The following is a 16,861-nucleotide window of genomic DNA, read 5'->3' on the forward strand; positions in this document are numbered from 1 at the left end:
CACCACAGTCGCACTCACCGACTGAAACGGCCGGCGCCGGGCTCAGGCGGAGGGGCGGACGGCCCGTCCGTCGGCGTGCAGCGGACGCTCCATGACGTCCATCCCCAGGCCGCCGACCTTCAGCCTCGCGGGGTCTCCCGGGAAGGGGACGGCCTGGCCGGTGCGCACGAAGCCGTGGCGCTCGTACCAGCTGTGCAGCTCGGGGCGCGACTGGAGCACCTGGATCATCAGCACGTCCACCCCGTCGGCCGCGAGAGAGGCCGCCTGCGCCTCCAGGAGGCGGCCGCCGAGCCCCGCGCCCTGTGCGGCGGGGTCGACCGCGAACAGCCCGAGCTCGGCCCGGACCGCTCCGTGCTCGTCGGGCGCCTCGCGGCGGGTGTAGCAGCAGCCGAGCACGCGCTCGGCGGCGCTCGCGCAGTCGAGGCCCGTTCCTCGGTCGTCCGCGCCGTTCCCGCCCCCGGTCGCGACCAGCAGCGTCACCGCGGGGTCGGCGAGCATCGCGCGGACCTCCGCGGCGTCGGTGCGGTGGCCGTCCACGAGGTGCGCCTCCGTGGTCCAGCCTCCCCGGCCGCGGTACGCGGCCTGGACGAGCTCCACGACCCGGGGGACGTCCGTGTCGGCTGCGGGTCGCAGAGAGATCATCGGGACATCCTCCCATGTCGCTGCAGGGCGGCGAGCAGGCCGTGGCCGTTCGGGGCGGCGAGGGCGAGCGGGCCCCGGCCACCGGGGCTGGAGCCGACCAGAGGGCGCAGGGTGCCGTGGGCGAGGAGCTGCTCGGGCTCGGTGAGCTGGCGGATCAGGATCGACTCGACGAGCTCCGGGTGCCGTTCGGCGAAGGCTGCATAGAGCGAGGGGTCGTGCTGGCCGTCGTCGCCCACGAGGATCCAGCGGACGTCCGGATACGCGGCGGCGAGGCGCTCGAGCGAGCGCGTCTTGTGCTCGGGGCCGGAGCGGAAGAAGCCGGTGTGGGTGGGGCCCCAGTCCGTCAGCAGCAGCGGCCCGTCCGGATAGCCATTGCGGTAGAGGAAGCGCTTGAGCACGGGGAACACGTTCCACGCGCCCGTGGACAGGTAGAACACCGGCATGTGCGGGTGCTCCCGCGCCAGGCGCTGGTACAGCATCGGCATCCCGGGGACGACCTGGCGGGAGGACTGATGGACCACGAAGGCGTTCCAGAAGGCCAGCAGGGGACGGGGCAGCCAGGTGACCATGACGGTGTCGTCGATGTCGCTGACCATGCCCACGCGCGCCTCGGGCGGGACGATCGTGACGTCGGCCCTGACCTCGTTGCCGGGGACCGTCCACAGCACCGCCTGGTGCACGCCGGGGCTCAGGGACACCTCGAGGGTCGCGTCGACGATGCCGGAGCGGTCCGCCCGCACCGTGAACTCCTCGCCGCCGAGGCGGATGTGGACGGTGCGGTGCGGCGCGACCTGGCTGGTGAAGTTCCGCCAGCCGCGCACCGCGACGGTCCGCATGTCGTGGACGGGCTGGTCGTGGAAGTCCGCGGAGGTGCGGGGGGAGGCGTAGAGGACCTTCGCCAGGACCCGTGCCTGCGTCTCCGAGCCGTAGCCGTGGAAGGGCTGCAGGCGCAGGTCCCAGCGCAGACGGCGCAGCGTGCTGCCGAGGAGGCGGTTCTTCACGTCCTCCGCGCGCGCCGCCCAGTGGGGACGATCGGCCCCCGCCCCGGCGGCGTCGTGACGCAGCGCGGACCGGGCGGAGGAGAGGGGCGCGGGGATGCGCACGGGCCTCAGAGGCCGCGGGTCATCTTCAGCCAGGCGCCGTCGGGATCGTCCTCGACGATCTGCCAGCGCTCGCCGCTGTCGGAGAAGCCGAGGCTCTCGTAGAGGGCGCGGGCGCCGGTGTTCTCGGGGCCGACGTAGAGGGTGACCGTGTCGGCACCGTCCTCGCGGGCCCACTCGAACACGGCCTCCGCGAGGCGACCGGCGATGCCGGAGTGGCGCGACCCCGGGGTGACCCACATGGCCTGCAGCTCCCGCTCGTTGGCGGGGGAGTCGTCCTCCTGGCGGACGGCGACGACCGCGACCGGCTGATCACCTTCGACCGCGAGGAACCAGGCGGCGTCCGAGACGCGCTGCTCCCAGACGGAGTCCTCGTAGGTGGACTCCTTCTCCCAGCTCTGCCCGAAGGCGCTGGGGTCCGTGCTGAGCGAACGGAGTCGGATCTCCCGCACGAGCGACCAGTCCTCGTCGTGGGCGCGGATGATTTCGGCCATCGGTGTCCTCCTGAGCCGTGGTGGCGTGGTCACGGGCGTGATGCCCTGGCGATCATGCTCTCGTGCTGACCCGAGAACCGCATGCACTCCGCCTCACAGTGTACGGCGATCGGCGGTTCCACGCTCCCAGCGCCTGGAGGTTGACACAATGGGGGGATGAAGCCGCTCCGACTCCTCACCGTGTGCACCGGCAACGTCTGCCGCTCCCCGGCCGCTGCGGTGGTGCTGCGCCGCGCCCTCGAGCTCGAGGGCCTCGACACCGAGGTCGAGGTCGGCTCGGCCGGGACCACCTGGGAGGTCGAGGGGATGCCGATGGACGACCGGATCGAGCTCTCGCTGGAGCGCGCCGGCTATCCGCGTCCCTTCGAGCACACCGCCCGCACAATCCACCTCACCGAGCTGATGGCCTGGGATCTCGTGCTGGCGATGACGCCCGAGCACGCCCAGACGATGCGGCGCATGGCCGATCAGGCCCCCGAGGGGGCGACACCGCCGCTGATCGCGATGTGGCGCGCCTTCGAGCCGGGGGCGGAGGGGGTCGCGGAGACCGAGCTCGTGGTCGAGGACCCCTGGTACGAGGGGCAGGCGGCCTTCGACCGCACCGTGAAGGACATGGAGCGCGCCGTGCCGGGGATCCTGGAGCACGTGCGCGAGCTGCTCGCCCAGCGCTGAGCGGTGGACCCGCCCGCCGGCGCGAGCGTCTGCACGGTGGCGGGACGACGGCTCGGCGTCGGGGCCGACGGGTCAGCGGCGGTGATTGCTGCGGCGCGAGTGCCAGGTCGCGCCGACGAAGCCTGCGGTGGTGAGGAAGCCGATCGCGAGCGCGGCGATCAGGACCTGGCGCATCTGGCCGAAGGCCGTGTTCGAGTCGTCGGAGATCGCGTTGAACAGGCGCACCACGGGCCCGCCGTCCCCGGAGGACGTGGGCTGCGCGGCCTGCGGCGCCGGAGTGCTGGGCTCCGCGGTGCCCACGCCGGCGACCTCGGTCTCCTCGGCGGTGCTCGACGCGGCGGTAGTCTCGGGCTCCTGGACCGGGGTCTCGGAGGGAGTCTCCGGGGTCGGCTCGGGGGCCGGCTCCGTGGTGGGCACGGGGTCCTCGCTCGGCGGGGGAGCGGGGAGCGGCTGTGCGCGTCGCTCGGGCTCGGGGGCCGGCTGCGCGGGCGTCGACGGCTCGGACATCTCCGGGGTGGCCGAGGGGCTCGCGGGCGGAGTGGAGCCCTGGTCCGGCGCGGGGGTGGACTTCTCGTCGTCGGCCGTCTCGCCGCTGCCCCCGCCGGTCGAGGTGTCATCGCCCTCGTCCGTGGTCTCCTCGCCGGTCGTCGTCTCCGTCGCGTCGTCGGACTCCTCGCCGTCGGTGGAGTCGTCCGAGCCGTCGTCCCCGGTCTCGGTGGGGCAGTTGCAGGGGCAGTCCGCAGCGTCGCCCTCGTCGTCGGGGCTCGCGGCCGGTTTCTGGGACTGCGGGGTCGTGGGCGTCGCGCTCTGCTGCGCGATCAGGCGGGGGAGCGGGGCGCCCTTCGCAGTGCGAGCGGGCTCCTCTGCGGGGGAGTCTCCCACGGTGTCGTCGCCGGCGCCGCCGTCGCAGGTGGCCGAGTCGTCACCGGGATCGGTGGTCTCGCCTCCGGTGGAATCTTCGCCCGTGTCACCGGTGTTCGTGGGTGCCTCGGGGTCCGTCGTCCCGGACTTCGTCGTCGTGGGCGTTCCGCCCCCCGTGGCGGAGGCGGGAGGGCTCGAGGCCGTGGGGTCCTCCGATGCCTCGGGCTTCTCCGATGCCTGGGGCTCCTCGACCTCAGCGTCCTCGACCTCGGGATCCACGGGCGGCTGCTGCGGTGCCTCGGACTCCTCGTCGGTGCTCGAGGGGTCGTCGCTCGAGTGGTCGTCCGCCTCGTCGTCCGGGACGTCCTCGGCGGGGGTCTTCGAGTCCTCGTCCTGCACGGAGGGCTCATCGCGCTCGGGGGAGGCGACGTCCTCGGAGGGGGAGGTGAGGGTAGTGGCCTCGGGTGTGATCGTCCCGTCCACGGTGGCCGTCGCGGGCTCGTCGTCCGCGGGGACGGCGTCCGTGCTCTCGGCGGCGTCGCCGGTCCCGTCGGCGAGAGCGCTGGTGGTGGCGAAGGGGAGAGCGGTCAGGGCGAGGGCGGCAGAGGCCGCGCAGACGCGTGTCCGCAGTCGCATGTCCTGCCCCCTCTCCGTCATTCTCTCCGCGCGCGAGCGCTGCGGTCGGTGTGCTTACCGGCGGGTCCGACGGAGCACACTACCCTACTGATCCTTTACCTACCCATCCCATGGTTCACGGGCTCTTTGGGCCGCGCAAGGGGCGTGTGGAAGGCGCCACCGCCGGGTGACATGCCTCAAATTGGGGAGCGCTTTACCATTCCTTTGCCGCGCGGAGGCTGCGGTCGTTGCTGAAACGTTACGGACCTGCAGGTCAGCGCCGGGTGTTCGAAAGCCTCCGTGCGCGTCGACGGATGGCGCGAGAGCGTCGCGCCGTCCGTCGACAGCATCGGGGAGGGTGGTGTGGGGGACGGGGCCGAGGACCGGGGTGTGGAGGAACGGTCGGCCAGAAGCGGTGCGTTCGCGGCGACCGCACCAGGGCCGGGGAGCGGACAGCCGCTCCCGCGGCGCCGCTCGGACCGTCGGGTCCACCTCTGCGCTCAGTCCGCCCTGCGCTCAGTCCGCGAGCGCCCCGTCCACGAGGTCCTTCGCGGCCTGCTGCACCTCGGCGAGGTGCTCCTCGCCCTTGAAGGACTCGGCGTAGATCTTGTAGATGTCCTCGGTGCCCGAGGGGCGCGCCGCGAACCAGGCGGACTCGGTGGACACCTTCAGCCCGCCGATCGCACCGCCGGAGGGGGCCTCCGTGATCGCCGAGACGATCGGCTCGCCCGCGAGCTCCGTCGCGGTCACCTGTGCGGGGCTGAGCGCCTTGAGCTTCGCCTTGGCCTCGCGGTCCGCCGGGGCGTCGGTGCGGGAGTAGGCGCTGCTGCCGAACCTCTCCACGAGCTCCGCGTGCAGGGTGCTGGGGGAGCGCCCGGTCACCGCGAGGATCTCCGAGGCCAGCAGCGCGAGGATGATGCCGTCCTTGTCGGTGGTCCACACCGAGCCGTCGCGGCGCAGGAACGAGGCGCCCGCGCTCTCCTCGCCGCCGAAGCCGACCGAGGAGTCGATCAGGCCCGGCACGAACCACTTGAAGCCCACCGGCACCTCGAACAGCTCCCGGCCGAGGTCCGCCACGACGCGGTCGATGAGGCTGGAGGAGACCACCGTCTTGCCGACCTTCGCGCCCGCCGGCCAGTCCGGGCGGTGCGCGAACAGATACGTGATGGCCGTGGCCAGGTAGTGGTTGGGGTTCATCAGGCCGCCGTCCGGGGTGACGATCCCGTGGCGGTCCGCATCCGCGTCGTTGCCGGTGGCGATGTCGTACTCGTCGCGCTTCTCCAGCAGCGACGCCATCGCCCACGGGCTCGAGCAGTCCATGCGGATCTTGCCGTCGCGGTCCAGGGTCATGAAGGACCACTGCGGGTCGACCGCGGGGTTGACGACGGTGAGGTCGAGGTCGTGCATCTCGCCGATCTCGGCCCAGTAGTCCACCGCCGCGCCGCCCAGCGGATCCGCGCCGATGCGCACGCCCGCCCGGCGGATCGCCTCGATGTCGACGACGCTCGGGAGGTCCTGCACATAGGTGCGCAGGTAGTCGTAGCGAGCCGCGTCCTGCAGGGCCTTCTGCCGTCCGTGCCGGCGCACGCCCTTGAGCCCGTCGCGCAGCAGCTCGTTCGCGCGGTCGGCGATCCACGAGGTCGCCTCGGTGTCCGCGGGGCCGCCGTGGGGCGGGTTGTACTTGAAGCCGCCGTCGCGCGGCGGGTTGTGGCTCGGGGTGACGACGATGCCGTCGGCCCGGCCGGGATCGTTCGCCGCCCGGCCCCGGTTGTGGACCAGGATCGCGTGCGAGACCGCCGGGGTGGGGGTGTAGCCGTCGAGCGCGTCGACCTGGGCCGCCACGTCGTTGCCCGCGAGGACCTCGAGCGCCGTGTCGAAGGCGGGGCGCGAGAGGGCGTGGGTGTCCCGGCCGATGAACAGCGGGCCGCGGATGCCCTGCGCCGCCCGGTACTCGGCGATCGCCTGCGTGGTCGCGGCGATGTGGTCCTCGTTGAACGCGACGTCCAGCGAGGAGCCGCGGTGCCCGGAGGTGCCGAAGGAGACCGCCTGGTCGGGATCCGCGGGATCCGGGTGGAGGTCGTAGTAGGAGTCGAGGAGCGCGTCGACGTCGACGAGGTCCTCCTGCTGTGCCTTCTGGCCTGCACGGGGGTGCATGATCACCACTCCATCCTCGGTAGCTGGGGCTGATCGCCACTCTAGGTCCTTCGAGGGCACCTCAGCACAGGAGCGCCGGGAGTGAGACGGGGGCGGGCCGGCAGGACCTCAGGCGCGGCGGGAGCGGACCAGCAGCACGATCCCCACGATCGTCAGCACCAGGCCCACCAGGCCCGCGACCACGCCGATGATCGGACCGATGACCAGCGGGGCCATCATCCCGAACAGGCTGTAGGGGCCCAGATGGGCGGGAGCGTCGGTGCCCGTGCAGGAGATCGTGGCGGTGGTGTCCTGGAGGGAGGCGACCCCGAGCACCTGCACGAACTCCTCGCCGTTGCCGAAGGTGGTCGCGGTCGAGCTCGGCACCGTGGTGACCGCCCCGGGGTCGGAGCCCTCCGCGGTGCACTCGGCCGTGGCGGCGTCCGCCGCGGGCACGTAGACGATGACCATCTCGTTGGCGGACAGCTCGAGCGTCGCCGAGCTCGCCTCCATCGGCGTCGGCCCCTCGGACGCATCGCCGACGAGCGATCCGAGCGACCACACGATCCCGACGATCGTCGCGGCCGGGGCGATGACCAGCAGGAGCACCAGGCCGATCACGAGCGGCAGCACGCCGCGCCGGCGCCCGGACCGGCCGGACCGCCCGGGACCGGGGGTCGAGGGGCCGCCGGTGTGCGAGGCGGCGAGGGCGCTCGGCGGCAGTGGTCCCGTCTGCGGGCCGTCGGCGAAGGAGGTCCCGTACGAGGCCTGGCCGTACCCCTGCTGCGGGGCCTGGCCGTAGGGGTCGTGGGCCGGGGCGCCCGGCTGCGGGTCCGCGCCCGGGGCGGGCGTCGTCGGCCCCGGCAGACCGAAGCTCGGACGCTTCCTCGGGGCGGGCGTGGTGGACTCACCGTCGGACATCGGCTCCCTCTCGGTTCGGCTCCGCCCAGGATAGTGGTCCCGCCTGCACGCGGGCCGGGCGGGCCCTCCGCTCAGAGGCCGGGCAGCTCGAGCACGACCCCGAGCAGGGCGGCTCCGACGACCGCGCAGGCCAGCGGGGTCACCAGCCAGATCAGGAGGATCTCCCGCGCGACCGACCAGCGCACGGCGCGACGGCCCCGGGCGACGCCGGCGCCGACCACGCTCGAGGCCAGCGCCTGGCTGGTGGAGACCGGGGACTCGAGCCCGAACACGCCCAGCGACATCGTCAGCGCCGCGGAGGACTCCGCCGCCAGGCCCTGCGCCGCGGTGAGGTCCGTGAGCCGGCGGCCCAGGGTGCGGATGATCCGGTGCCCGCCCATCAGGGTGCCGGCGCCGACGGCGACCGCGACCGTGCTCATGAGCACCATGGTCGTGGTCCCGGACAGGTGTGTCCCGGCGCTGCCCAGCGCGATCACGACCACCGCGAGCGGGAGGCGGGCGTCGTTCAGTCCGTGACCCGCCGCGACCGTGCTCGCCGAGAAGGTCTGCGCGAACCGGATGTGGCCGGGTCCGAGCAGCTCGGACCGGGCCAGGCGCAGGATCAGCTGCATCAGCAGGTACGCGACCGTCGCCGAGATGAACGGGCCCACGACGGAGACCGCGAGCACCAGCCCCAGGCGGTCCCAGGCGGCCGAGGTGCCGATCACGAGGGAGACGCCGAAGGAGGTGCCGAAGAAGGCGTGCCAGGTCGAGGCCGGCAGCCCCATCCACCAGGTCAGCAGGTCCCAGAGGAAGGTGCCGAGCATGAGCACCAGCAGCGCCGCGCCCAGCGTGTCGGGGCTCGCGGCGAGCTGCTCGACGATCGGGCCGAGGCCCAGCAGGCGCACAGCCCACGGCACGGTCATCACCAGCAGCGCCATCCCCAGCAGCGCGCCGAGGGTGTTGAGGAGCGCCGCCGCCCACAGCGCCGCGGAGGCCTTCAGCGCACGGGTCGTGATGGTGGTCGAGATCGCGTTGGAGGCGTCGTGGAATCCGTTCATGTAGGCCACGATCAGCGCCAGGGCCACCACCAGCGCGAGCAGCAGCGGCGTCACTCAGGCGTCCTTGATCCGCAGCAGGTCCGCGATCCGCGCCGCCCGCTCCTGCAGCGCGATCGTGTGGCGGATCGACTCGGAGACGTCGTGCAGGGGGAGCAGCTCCTGGGTGGAGCCGCCGCGCTTGTACAGCGCGCCGAGGGCCTGCCGCACCAGGCGATCGCCCTGACGCTTGAGCTTGCGGATCTGGACGTAGTAGTCGCCGAGGTCCTGGGTGTCGTTGAGCTTCCAGGACGCGGCGACGGTGAGCTCCGCGGCGCGCTCGATCCCCTTGGCCGCATCCAGCAGCGGGGTAGGCAGCGTCCCCACCCGGGAGACGACCAGCAGCTCGCCGGTGTGCTCTATCGCGTCGACCACGTCGGCGAGCGTGAGCGCGAAGTCGTAGAGCAGCTCCGCCTCGTAGGGGGTGATCAGCGAGTGCGCGAGACGCTGGGCGATGCGGCGGCACAGCTCCTCGGCGACCGTGGACTGCTCGTGCAGCGTCGGCGCGATGCGGGTGCGCTCGCGATAGCCGTTCCCCAGCAGCTTCGAATGGGTGTCGGCCGCCTGGACGAGCAGCTCCGCGAGCTCGGAGAGCAGATCGCTGAGGGGGCGCTTCGTGCGGGCGGGGAACAGCCGGGAGAAGAACTGCACCACCTCGCGTCGCCTCCTCGCGCCGTGGGCGCCTGAACGCCTCGCGATCCGTGCGGTCGGACGCGGGCTCCTGCTCGTGATGCTGAGGCGCCGGACCGGGATGCGCCTGTCGGCGCGAAGGCCGCTCGAAGCGGCAGATGTTGGAGCCCGGGGCAACCGCGGCCCGGCGCCCGCCCATCGTAGAGCACGGGCCCCGAGACGGTGCAAGCACCGGCCCCGGGGAGTATGGCGAGGACCTCAGTCCGTGCAGATCACAGCGCCCGACGGGCACCGGCCGACGGGGTGGCGGCCGCGTCTCGGGGCGTCAGTCGAGGCGTCCCTCCTCCGCGTGCCGGCCCGCCTCCGTGAGCTCCTCGCCGGTGCGCAGCAGCCGTTCCGCCTGCCGGGTCCGCTCCTCCCCGGGATCCTCGTCCGCCAGGTGCGCCGTGCCGTGGGCGAGCAGCGTCGCGACCGCCCCGGCGCGCCGCAGGGCGAGGCCGAGATCGCCGGTGAACGCGCCGCGCAGGATGTCGTCCATCGTCTCCTGCACCTGGGTCACCTCCGGCGGCTCCGCGAAGCCCGTGAGATAGCGCAGCCCGGGGACGGTGCGGGAGCCGGCGCGGTAGCGTCGGGCGACCTCGTCGCCGCTGCGCTGCACCCAGGTGTGCAGCACGTACAGCCGCCACAGCGCCCCGGGCAGGGTCGAGGCGGGCGCGGCCGACCACAGCGCCGCCAGCTCCGTCAGCCCGTCGTCGGCCGCGAGCGCGACGACCCGCCGCACCACCTCCGGGTCGGAGCTGTGGAACACGCCGTCCAGCAGCGCCCGGGCCGAGTCGTGCGCGAGATCCATCGAGGTCGCGGGATCCGGCTCCCCGGGGATCGACGCGGCGACCGAGGGATACATCGAGGCGGGACGGCGGAATCGAGGGGCGGAGGAGTCGTGCGAGGACATGCCCCGCACCCTACGCTGGGTGCCATGACCATCCCCCGTCGACTCGGCCCCGAGACCGGGCCGCGCATCGCACTGCCCGACTACTCCCGCAGCAGCGCGACCGTCGAGCGGATGGTCGCCGCGCTCGATCCGTCCCGCACGGGCCGCGACCGGGGACGGGTGCGGGCGCTGCTGCCCGCGCACGCCACGCGGGACACCGCCGCGCGCGCCGTCGTCGCGGCCGCGCTGCTGGGCACGGCACTGGTGAGCGTGCTGGGCACGGTGCTGCTGCTGGGCACAGTGCCGGACGGCCGCTCCCCGGGGCTCGGACTGCTGGTGGTCGTCGGGGCGCTGGGCGCGCTCGCGCTGCTGCTGGGGCTGCTGGGGGTCCGCTTCGGGATCGTGGCGCTGGGCACGGCGCGAGCCCGGGTCGAGATCTCCGCGGACGGGCTGCGGGTGGTCGGCCCGGTGCGGCACCGCGACGTGGCCTGGGAGCGGATCGCGGCGATCGAGTCCCGCGTGGTGCATCCCGTGCACTGGCTCACCGCCGCGCTGCGCCTCGAGGACGGCACCAGGATCGTGATGCCCGCCTTCGACCGTCCCGTGCGGACCTACACTCGGCCCTCCGGGCAGGACATCCGCGCGCTGCGCACGGAGCTGCACCGGCGCCGACAGGCGGGCCCCGGGCGGCGCTGAGAGGCCAGGGCGCCGGTTACGACAGCGACTCACGACGGGGGATGCCGTGGAAGCTCTGATGATGACCCTGGGCTCGGGCTGGGTCAGCGGGATCAGGCCGTACTTCATGATCTTCCTGCTGGGCCTGAGCGGTCGGCTCTTCTCCCTCGAGCAGGTCCCCGAGGTGCTGCAGCGCACCGACCTGCTGGTGATCACCGGGATCCTGCTGCTGGTGGACCTCGCGGCGGACAAGATCGCCTTCCTCGACTCCTTCTGGGACCAGCTGCACACCGTGGTGCGGCCGATCGCGGGCGGCGCCATCGGCTTCCTGCTCGGCGGGGAGACGGACACGACCTCCGCGATCGTGATGGCGGTGCTCGGCGCGGCCGCGGCCTTCGGCTCCCACGCTGCGAAGACCACGACCCGGGCCGCGGTCAACGTCTCCCCGGAGCCGGTCTCGAACGTCCTGGTCTCCACCGGGGAGGATGTCGCTGCGGTCGTGATGGGGCTGCTCGCGATCGTGTTCCCGGCCCTCGCCGCGCTGCTCGCGCTGGTGCTGCTGGGCCTCGGGATCTGGGCGATCGTGCGGATCCACCGCGCCTACCGGGACCTGCGTGCCCGGGTGCGGGAGGTCAGGGCCCGACGTGCGGACGGGACCCAGCGACCGGTCTGAGACCGGTCCGGGACCGGCCGGCGGACGTCGCCGACGACGTCGTGGCCAGCGTTCAGGCGGCGGGCGCCGCGCTCGTGCCGTCCTCCCACAGCGCCCGCGCGACCTCGGGCAGCTGCGCGGCCGTGACCTCTGAGACCGTCAGAACGCCCTGATCGTCCAGCGGCAGGTGGCCGAGGCGCCAGGAGCCGTCGGCCTCGACGTGCACCATCAGCGGCACCGGATCGGCGGGGGAGGAGATCTCGGTGCGGCGCAGCGAGACGGTGCGCTCGGCGCCGTCCTCGAGGAAGGCCAGGACGATGTCGGAGACCGAGGCGGGCACGTGCGCGGCGTCGGGCAGCGCCGAGACCACGAAGGAGTCCAGCTCGTCCTGGGTGAGCATGAGGATCGCGTCGTTCGCCTTGATGATGAAGGCCATCCGCATCGCCTCGCCCTCGGCCAGCGCGATCCCGAGCCAGCGGTCCGCCGACGTCAGGGCGCCGGCGATGACCTGACCCTCCTCGCCCAGCAGCCACTGGCCGTCCGCGGACCGCTCCACCTTCCCGCGGGCGCGCAGCCCCGAGGTGACCGCGGCGGTGACGAACTCACGCGCCTGCTCCGGGGCGCTGCGCAGCCCGATCTGCTCGCGCGTGATCCGCGCGTTCTCGGTGTCGCGCAGGCCGAGCATGAAGTCGATCTCGTAGGCGGTGTAGATCGTGACCTCGGGACGGTCGGTGCCGGCGCTCGCGGACTCGCTCATCGGTGTTCCCCCTCGGGCGTCATGGAGCCGGCCGCCTCCTGCGGCGGCCGGGCGCTGCTGTCGACGAAAGCATCGCAGATCGGGCCGGGAGTGTGCGACCTGCTCCCGCCGCTAGACTCGTGGGATGCAGGGGGAGCAGCGCGAGGTCGCGGAGCACGTCGCGGGGCACGTCACGGCGGTGCCCGACCTCGGCGGCACCAGCGCCCGGGCCGTGTACCGGGACCTGCTGCGCTTCGGCCCCCGCTCCCGCCGCGATCTCACCGAGCGCCTCGGCCTGTCCGCGCCGACGGTCACGCGCGTGACCCGCGATCTGCTCGAGGCCGGCCACCTCCACCCCCTGGACACCGTGGCGCTCGCCAAGGGTCGCCCCCAGCAGCCGCTGGACATCGAGGAGAACCACGGCCCCCGGTTCATCGGGGTCAAGGTCACGGCCGACGAGGTCCACGCCGTGGTCACCACCACGCGCGGCAACGCTCTCGAGGAGCTCGTGATGCCGCTCGGGGACACCTCCGCCGAGGCGGTCGCGGAGGCGGTGGTCGACCCGGTCCTCGCCCTCGCCGGCGCGCATCCGCACGTGGCCGGGGTGGGCGTCAGCATCGGCGGCCGCGTCGCCGACCGGCGCCGTGTGGACTCCTCCTGGATCCTCGGCTGGAAGCACCCCGTCGACCTCGCCGACCGGCTCGAGGCGCGCCTCGCCCTGCCGGTCACCGTCGACAACGACATCGCCGCCATGATCCACGGCCTGAACTGGTTCGGGATCGGCCGCGCCTATCGCACCTTCGCGGTCCTCACGATCGGGGTCGGCGTCGCGATCGGCACCGTCGTCGAGGGGCGGCTGCTGCAGGGCCGCTCCCATCTCGCCGGGCTCACCGGCCGCCTGCCCGTCGCCGCACGGGAGGACGGCGCCCCCGAGCCCTTCTGGCGCTCGGCGCGGACCGCCGCGGTGGTCGAGGCGGCGCGGGAGGCCGGGGTGCTGGGGGAGGGCGAGGGCGTCGAGCGCCTGCGGGCCCGGCTCGCGGCCGGCGACCCCGCCGCCCGCGCCCTCAGTGCGGACCTCGCCCGCACCCTCGCGCGCGCCGCCGCCGCCGTGGTCGCCGTCGTCGACCCCGAGGCGATCGTGCTCGGCGGGGAGACGATCGACCTGGTGCTCGCGGCCGACGGGGAGTTCGAGCGGACCCTGCGCGCCTCGCTCCCCACCGCGCAGCAGGACCTCGTCCTGCGAGAGCTCGGCGGGGACTTCGACCAGTGGGCGCGCGGCGCCGCGGTCATCGCGATCCAGGAGTTCGTCGGCGGCGAGGTCTGAGCGACCCCGCCGCCGACGCCCCGGCTCCCGGGCGTCGGAGCCCGGGCATGGACGTCACGCGGAAGCAGCCGTCACTCGAACAGCGCGTTGACCCGCTCGTTGTAGGCCGCGAAGTCCGCGCCGTCGATCCGCCGCATCCAGCACTGGTCGAAGGCCGGCTGCATGATCGACATGATCGCGGCGGAGTTCTCCACCAGCGGGTACTGCCCCGTCTCGCCCTCCGCGACCCGGTCCGTGAACGGGGTGACGTCCAGGCCCCGTTCCGCGAAGGCCGCGATCGCGGTCTCCGTGCCCACATCGGTCGCGGGGAAGAACGGGGCGCGCTCGCCGATGATCCGCTGCGCCTCGTCGGAGGCGAGGAAGGCGATCAGCCGCGCCGCCTCCTCCTTGTTCTCCGACTGGGCGGCGATCGAGTCGCCCAGGCCGTTGAACATCGACATCGGGGTGCCGATCGGGCCGGTCGGCAGCGGGGCGATCCCGAGGTCGACGCCCTCGAGGTTCGCCCAGGTCGAGATCATCCACGACCCGGCCAGGCCCAGCGCCGCCTTCCCGGACTGCACCTGGGTCTGGACGGGGCTGGAGTCGCCGAACATGCCGAAGGGCGGGAAGAAGCCCTTGTCCACGAGCCCGAAGTACCAGTCCATCGTCGCCGCGAAGCGGTCGTCGTCGTAGTGGAAGGTCGTGCCCCAGGTGTCGGCGTCGGTGAAGGTCCAGCCGGTCGAGAAGGCGAAGGCCGACCAGGAGGTCTGCCCCGTGTAGTCGATCCCGGCGTCGGCGCCCATGCCGTAGCGCGCGATCCGCGTCGGGTCGAAGCCCTCCTCGTCGCCGCGCACGCCGTTCTCGTCGATCGTGAGCCGGGCGAGCAGGCGCTCGAAGGAGCCGCCGTCCTCAGGGTTCCAATCCAGGCTCGCGAGGTCGTCCTCGGTCAGCCCCTCCTCCTCGAGCATCCCCTTGTCGTACATCACCGCGATGGTGTCGTAGTCCTTCGGGACGCCGTAGCGCTTCCCGTCCTGGCCGGTCCACAGCTCCTGCAGGCCGTTCTGGAAGCGGTCGGCGGTGACGTCGGCCAGCGGTGCGAGATCGTCCAGCGGTGCGATCACGCCGAGGCTGACGAACTCCGGGAAGCGCGCCAGGTGGTCGGCGAAGGCGTCGGGGCCGGCACCCGCGACGAAGCCCGCGGTGAGCTTCGTCCAGTAGTCGTCCCAGCCCAGCTGGGTGATCCGCACGAAGACGTCGGGGTTCTGGGCCATGAACGCATCGATCGCGGCGGAGTAGGCGGGCAGCTGGTTCGCGTCCCACAGCCAGTAGTCGATCTCGGTGGCGCCGGGCGGGGCGGCGCTCGTCCCGCAGGAGCTGAGCGCGACGGTGCCCGCGGCGCCTGCGGCGAGCGCCGCCGTGCCCGTGAGGAGCCGGCGACGGCTCAGCCCTCGCGGAGGGGCGCCGGCGGGGGAGTCGGAGGGCGGGAGGGGAAGGCGGTTCTGTGTCATCTCGGGCACCTCACTTGATCCCGCTGAAGCCGATGGAGTTCACGATCTTCTTCGCGAACAGGGCGAAGAGGATCAGCATGGGCGCGGCCGCGACGAGGGTCGCCGCCATCAGCCCGGACCAGTCCGGGCCCGTGCCCGGGGCCTGGGCGCGGAAGACGCCGAGCGCGACGGTGAGCACGCGGGACTGGTCGGTGTAGGAGACCATCAGCGACCAGAAGTACTCGTTCCAGGCCGTCATGTAGGTCAGCAGCGCCAGCGTCGCCAGCGGCGCCGAGGAGATCGGCAGGATGAGCGTGAAGAACACCCTCGCCTTGCTCGCCCCGTCGATCAGCGCGGCCTCCTCGACCTCGCGCGAGATGTTGTTGAAGAACTGGCGCAGGAAGAAGATCGCGAAGCTCGAGATGAACAGGGTGGGGAGCATGATCCCCAGCAGCGTGTCCACCAGGCCCAGGTTCTTGATCAGGATGAAGTTGGGCAGCAGGGTGAAGATCTGCGGGATCATCAGCGAGCCCAGGAAGATCAGGAACACGGTGTCCCGGCCGCGCCAGCGCAGGCGCGAGAAGGCGTAGGCGGCCATCGCGCAGGAGAAGGTCTGGACCACGGTGATCGTGGTCGCGACGATCACCGAGTTCAGCAGGTAGCGCCAGAAGGTGATCGAGGCGCCGGAGCCGCCCTGCGAGATCGCGGTCTCGACGTCCTGCAGGCCGAAGACGCGCTCGAAGCCGCCCGTGTTCAGGCCCACGGGCAGGAGGCTGCCCGGGTCGGTGGCCAGGGCGTTGTTGCTGGACAGCGCCGTGCGCAGCATCCAGTAGAAGGGGAACAGGGTGATCAGCAGGAAGATCACCATCACGGCCCAGGCCGCGATCCTCCCCCAGGGGATGCTGCGGCGGTGCCGGGGCGCGGGGCGGTCGGCGTCGGTACGCGGCGCGCTGTCGGGCCGCTGCGTGGTCGTGGTCATCGCACTGTCCTCTCAGTCCAGGTCCGACTGGCCGGCACGGCTCATCCAGTACTGCGCGAAGGTGATCACCATGAGGATCACCAGCAGCGCGACGGACAGCGCCGAGGCGTAGCCGAACTCGTACTGGGCGAAGGCGTTCTCGTAGATGTACATCTGCAGCACCTTGGAGGCGTCGGCGGGACCGCCCTGGGTGGTGACCGAGATGGTGTCGAACACCTGGAAGGAGCCGATGATCGTCATGATCAGCACCAGCGCCAGGATCGGGCGCAGCAGCGGCAGGGTGATGCGGCGGAACATCGCGATCTCCCCGGCGCCCTCGGTGCGTGCGGCCTCGTAGAGGTGGGCGGGGATCGACTGCAGGCCCGCGAAGAGCAGCAGCGCCGTGTAGCCCATGTGCCGCCACACGTTCACCAGTGCGACCGTCGGGATCACCCAGGTCTCGCTCGCCCAGAAGGCGATCGGGTCGAAGCCGATCCACTGCAGGAGGATGTTGAAGATGCCCAGCTGGGTGTCCAGGATCCACAGGAACACGATCGCGGCGACCACGTTCGAGACCAGATAGGGCGCCAGCACCAGCGAGCGCAGCACGGTGGACTGGGTCAGGCGCTGCATGAGCACTGCGATGACGAGCGCGACGACCGTCTGCACGCCGATGTTGATGAGGACGTACAGCACCGTCACCTTCAGCGAGTTCCAGAAGACGGGGTCGGCCAGGAGCCGGCGATAGTTCTCGAGCCCGACCCAGGTGGGCGGGGTGAGGGTGGTGTACTCCGTGAAGGAGTAGTACAGGCCGGTCAGCAGCGGCCAGACGAGGAACACCAGCAGGCCGACCGAGGCGGGCGCGATGAACAGCAGCGCGAGCTTCGTGTCGTCCTTCCGGCGGCGCCTCGTCGGGGCCGACCGCGTCGACGTCGTCGCGGTGGACATGGGTGCCTTCTTCCGTGGTGGTGGGGG

The 16,861-nt window shown here is 72.6% G+C and carries 17 protein-coding genes; 4 read left to right on the forward strand and 13 right to left on the reverse strand.

Annotated features, from left to right (window positions below; genetic code table 11):
- Positions 1-42 precede the first annotated feature (42 nt).
- The 3 genes from Y09_RS12710 to Y09_RS12720 form a co-directional block, all read right to left on the reverse strand.
- Positions 43-642, reverse strand: coding sequence for a GNAT family N-acetyltransferase (locus Y09_RS12710; RefSeq protein ID WP_053918059.1), 600 nt, complete (start codon positions 640-642; stop codon positions 43-45).
- Positions 639-1,643, reverse strand: coding sequence for an App1 family protein (locus Y09_RS12715; protein ID WP_234695726.1), 1,005 nt, complete (start codon positions 1,641-1,643; stop codon positions 639-641). The genes Y09_RS12710 and Y09_RS12715 overlap by 4 nt, the downstream gene beginning before the upstream one ends.
- A 107-nt stretch (positions 1,644-1,750) precedes the next feature.
- On the reverse strand, positions 1,751-2,236 hold the full coding sequence (locus Y09_RS12720; RefSeq protein WP_010550060.1) for a GNAT family N-acetyltransferase: 486 nt from the start codon (positions 2,234-2,236) through the stop codon (positions 1,751-1,753).
- Positions 2,237-2,392: 156 nt separating this feature from the next.
- Between Y09_RS12720 and Y09_RS12725 the strand changes: the two genes are divergently transcribed.
- Positions 2,393-2,908, forward strand: a complete 516-nt coding sequence (locus Y09_RS12725; RefSeq protein WP_053918061.1) for a protein-tyrosine-phosphatase — start codon at positions 2,393-2,395, stop codon at positions 2,906-2,908.
- Positions 2,909-2,980: 72 nt separating this feature from the next.
- On the opposite strand, the gene Y09_RS12730 is transcribed toward Y09_RS12725, so the two are convergent.
- The 6 genes from Y09_RS12730 to Y09_RS12755 form a co-directional block, all read right to left on the reverse strand.
- A complete protein-coding gene (locus Y09_RS12730) occupies positions 2,981-4,405 on the reverse strand; it encodes a hypothetical protein (protein ID WP_148639650.1) in 1,425 nt (474 codons plus the stop codon).
- 495 nt (positions 4,406-4,900) lie between these two features.
- Positions 4,901-6,538 (reverse strand): phosphoglucomutase (alpha-D-glucose-1,6-bisphosphate-dependent), encoded by a 1,638-nt coding sequence (gene pgm / locus Y09_RS12735; RefSeq protein ID WP_053918080.1) that lies wholly within the window; start codon positions 6,536-6,538, stop codon positions 4,901-4,903.
- 108 nt (positions 6,539-6,646) lie between these two features.
- Entirely contained in the window at positions 6,647-7,438 is a 792-nt protein-coding gene (locus Y09_RS12740; protein WP_053918063.1) for a hypothetical protein, read from the reverse strand.
- Positions 7,439-7,509: 71 nt separating this feature from the next.
- A complete protein-coding gene (locus tag Y09_RS12745) occupies positions 7,510-8,532 on the reverse strand; it encodes an inorganic phosphate transporter (protein WP_053918064.1) in 1,023 nt (340 codons plus the stop codon).
- Entirely contained in the window at positions 8,533-9,168 is a 636-nt protein-coding gene (locus tag Y09_RS12750; RefSeq protein WP_053918065.1) for a DUF47 domain-containing protein, read from the reverse strand.
- Between the two features lie 301 nt (positions 9,169-9,469).
- The gene (locus Y09_RS12755; RefSeq protein ID WP_053918066.1) at positions 9,470-10,096 is read right to left on the reverse strand and encodes a hypothetical protein; all 627 of its coding nucleotides are present in this window, start codon (positions 10,094-10,096) and stop codon (positions 9,470-9,472) included.
- A 24-nt stretch (positions 10,097-10,120) separates the two neighbouring features.
- Between Y09_RS12755 and Y09_RS12760 the strand changes: the two genes are divergently transcribed.
- Both Y09_RS12760 and Y09_RS12765 read left to right on the forward strand, forming a co-directional pair.
- Positions 10,121-10,771 carry a PH domain-containing protein gene (locus tag Y09_RS12760; RefSeq protein ID WP_053918067.1) on the forward strand — a complete coding sequence of 217 codons (651 nt, stop codon included), beginning with the start codon at positions 10,121-10,123 and terminating at the stop codon, positions 10,769-10,771.
- A 58-nt stretch (positions 10,772-10,829) separates the two neighbouring features.
- On the forward strand, positions 10,830-11,423 hold the full coding sequence (locus tag Y09_RS12765; protein WP_053918068.1) for a DUF4126 domain-containing protein: 594 nt from the start codon (positions 10,830-10,832) through the stop codon (positions 11,421-11,423).
- Positions 11,424-11,475: 52 nt separating this feature from the next.
- Here the strand turns inward: Y09_RS12765 and Y09_RS12770 are convergent, their stop codons facing one another.
- A complete protein-coding gene (locus Y09_RS12770; RefSeq protein WP_010550070.1) occupies positions 11,476-12,159 on the reverse strand; it encodes a hypothetical protein in 684 nt (227 codons plus the stop codon).
- A 124-nt stretch (positions 12,160-12,283) separates the two neighbouring features.
- Here Y09_RS12770 and Y09_RS12775 point away from each other — a divergent pair, with 124 nt between their 5' ends.
- The gene (locus Y09_RS12775) at positions 12,284-13,462 is read left to right on the forward strand and encodes an ROK family transcriptional regulator (protein WP_053918069.1); all 1,179 of its coding nucleotides are present in this window, start codon (positions 12,284-12,286) and stop codon (positions 13,460-13,462) included.
- 71 nt (positions 13,463-13,533) lie between these two features.
- Here the strand turns inward: Y09_RS12775 and Y09_RS12780 are convergent, their stop codons facing one another.
- From Y09_RS12780 to Y09_RS12790, 3 genes are read right to left on the reverse strand one after another with little or no spacing between them, the layout of a single operon-like run.
- On the reverse strand, positions 13,534-14,949 hold the full coding sequence (locus Y09_RS12780) for a sugar ABC transporter substrate-binding protein (RefSeq protein WP_053918070.1): 1,416 nt from the start codon (positions 14,947-14,949) through the stop codon (positions 13,534-13,536).
- Between the two features lie 10 nt (positions 14,950-14,959).
- The gene (locus Y09_RS12785) at positions 14,960-15,907 is read right to left on the reverse strand and encodes a carbohydrate ABC transporter permease (RefSeq protein ID WP_053918071.1); all 948 of its coding nucleotides are present in this window, start codon (positions 15,905-15,907) and stop codon (positions 14,960-14,962) included.
- A gap of 12 nt (positions 15,908-15,919) precedes the next feature.
- The gene (locus Y09_RS12790; RefSeq protein ID WP_010550074.1) at positions 15,920-16,834 is read right to left on the reverse strand and encodes a carbohydrate ABC transporter permease; all 915 of its coding nucleotides are present in this window, start codon (positions 16,832-16,834) and stop codon (positions 15,920-15,922) included.
- Between the last annotated feature and the right edge of the window lie 27 nt (positions 16,835-16,861).

It is taken from the genome of Brachybacterium sp. SW0106-09 (genome assembly GCF_001293905.1).
GTDB classification, from domain to species: domain Bacteria; phylum Actinomycetota; class Actinomycetes; order Actinomycetales; family Dermabacteraceae; genus Brachybacterium; species Brachybacterium conglomeratum.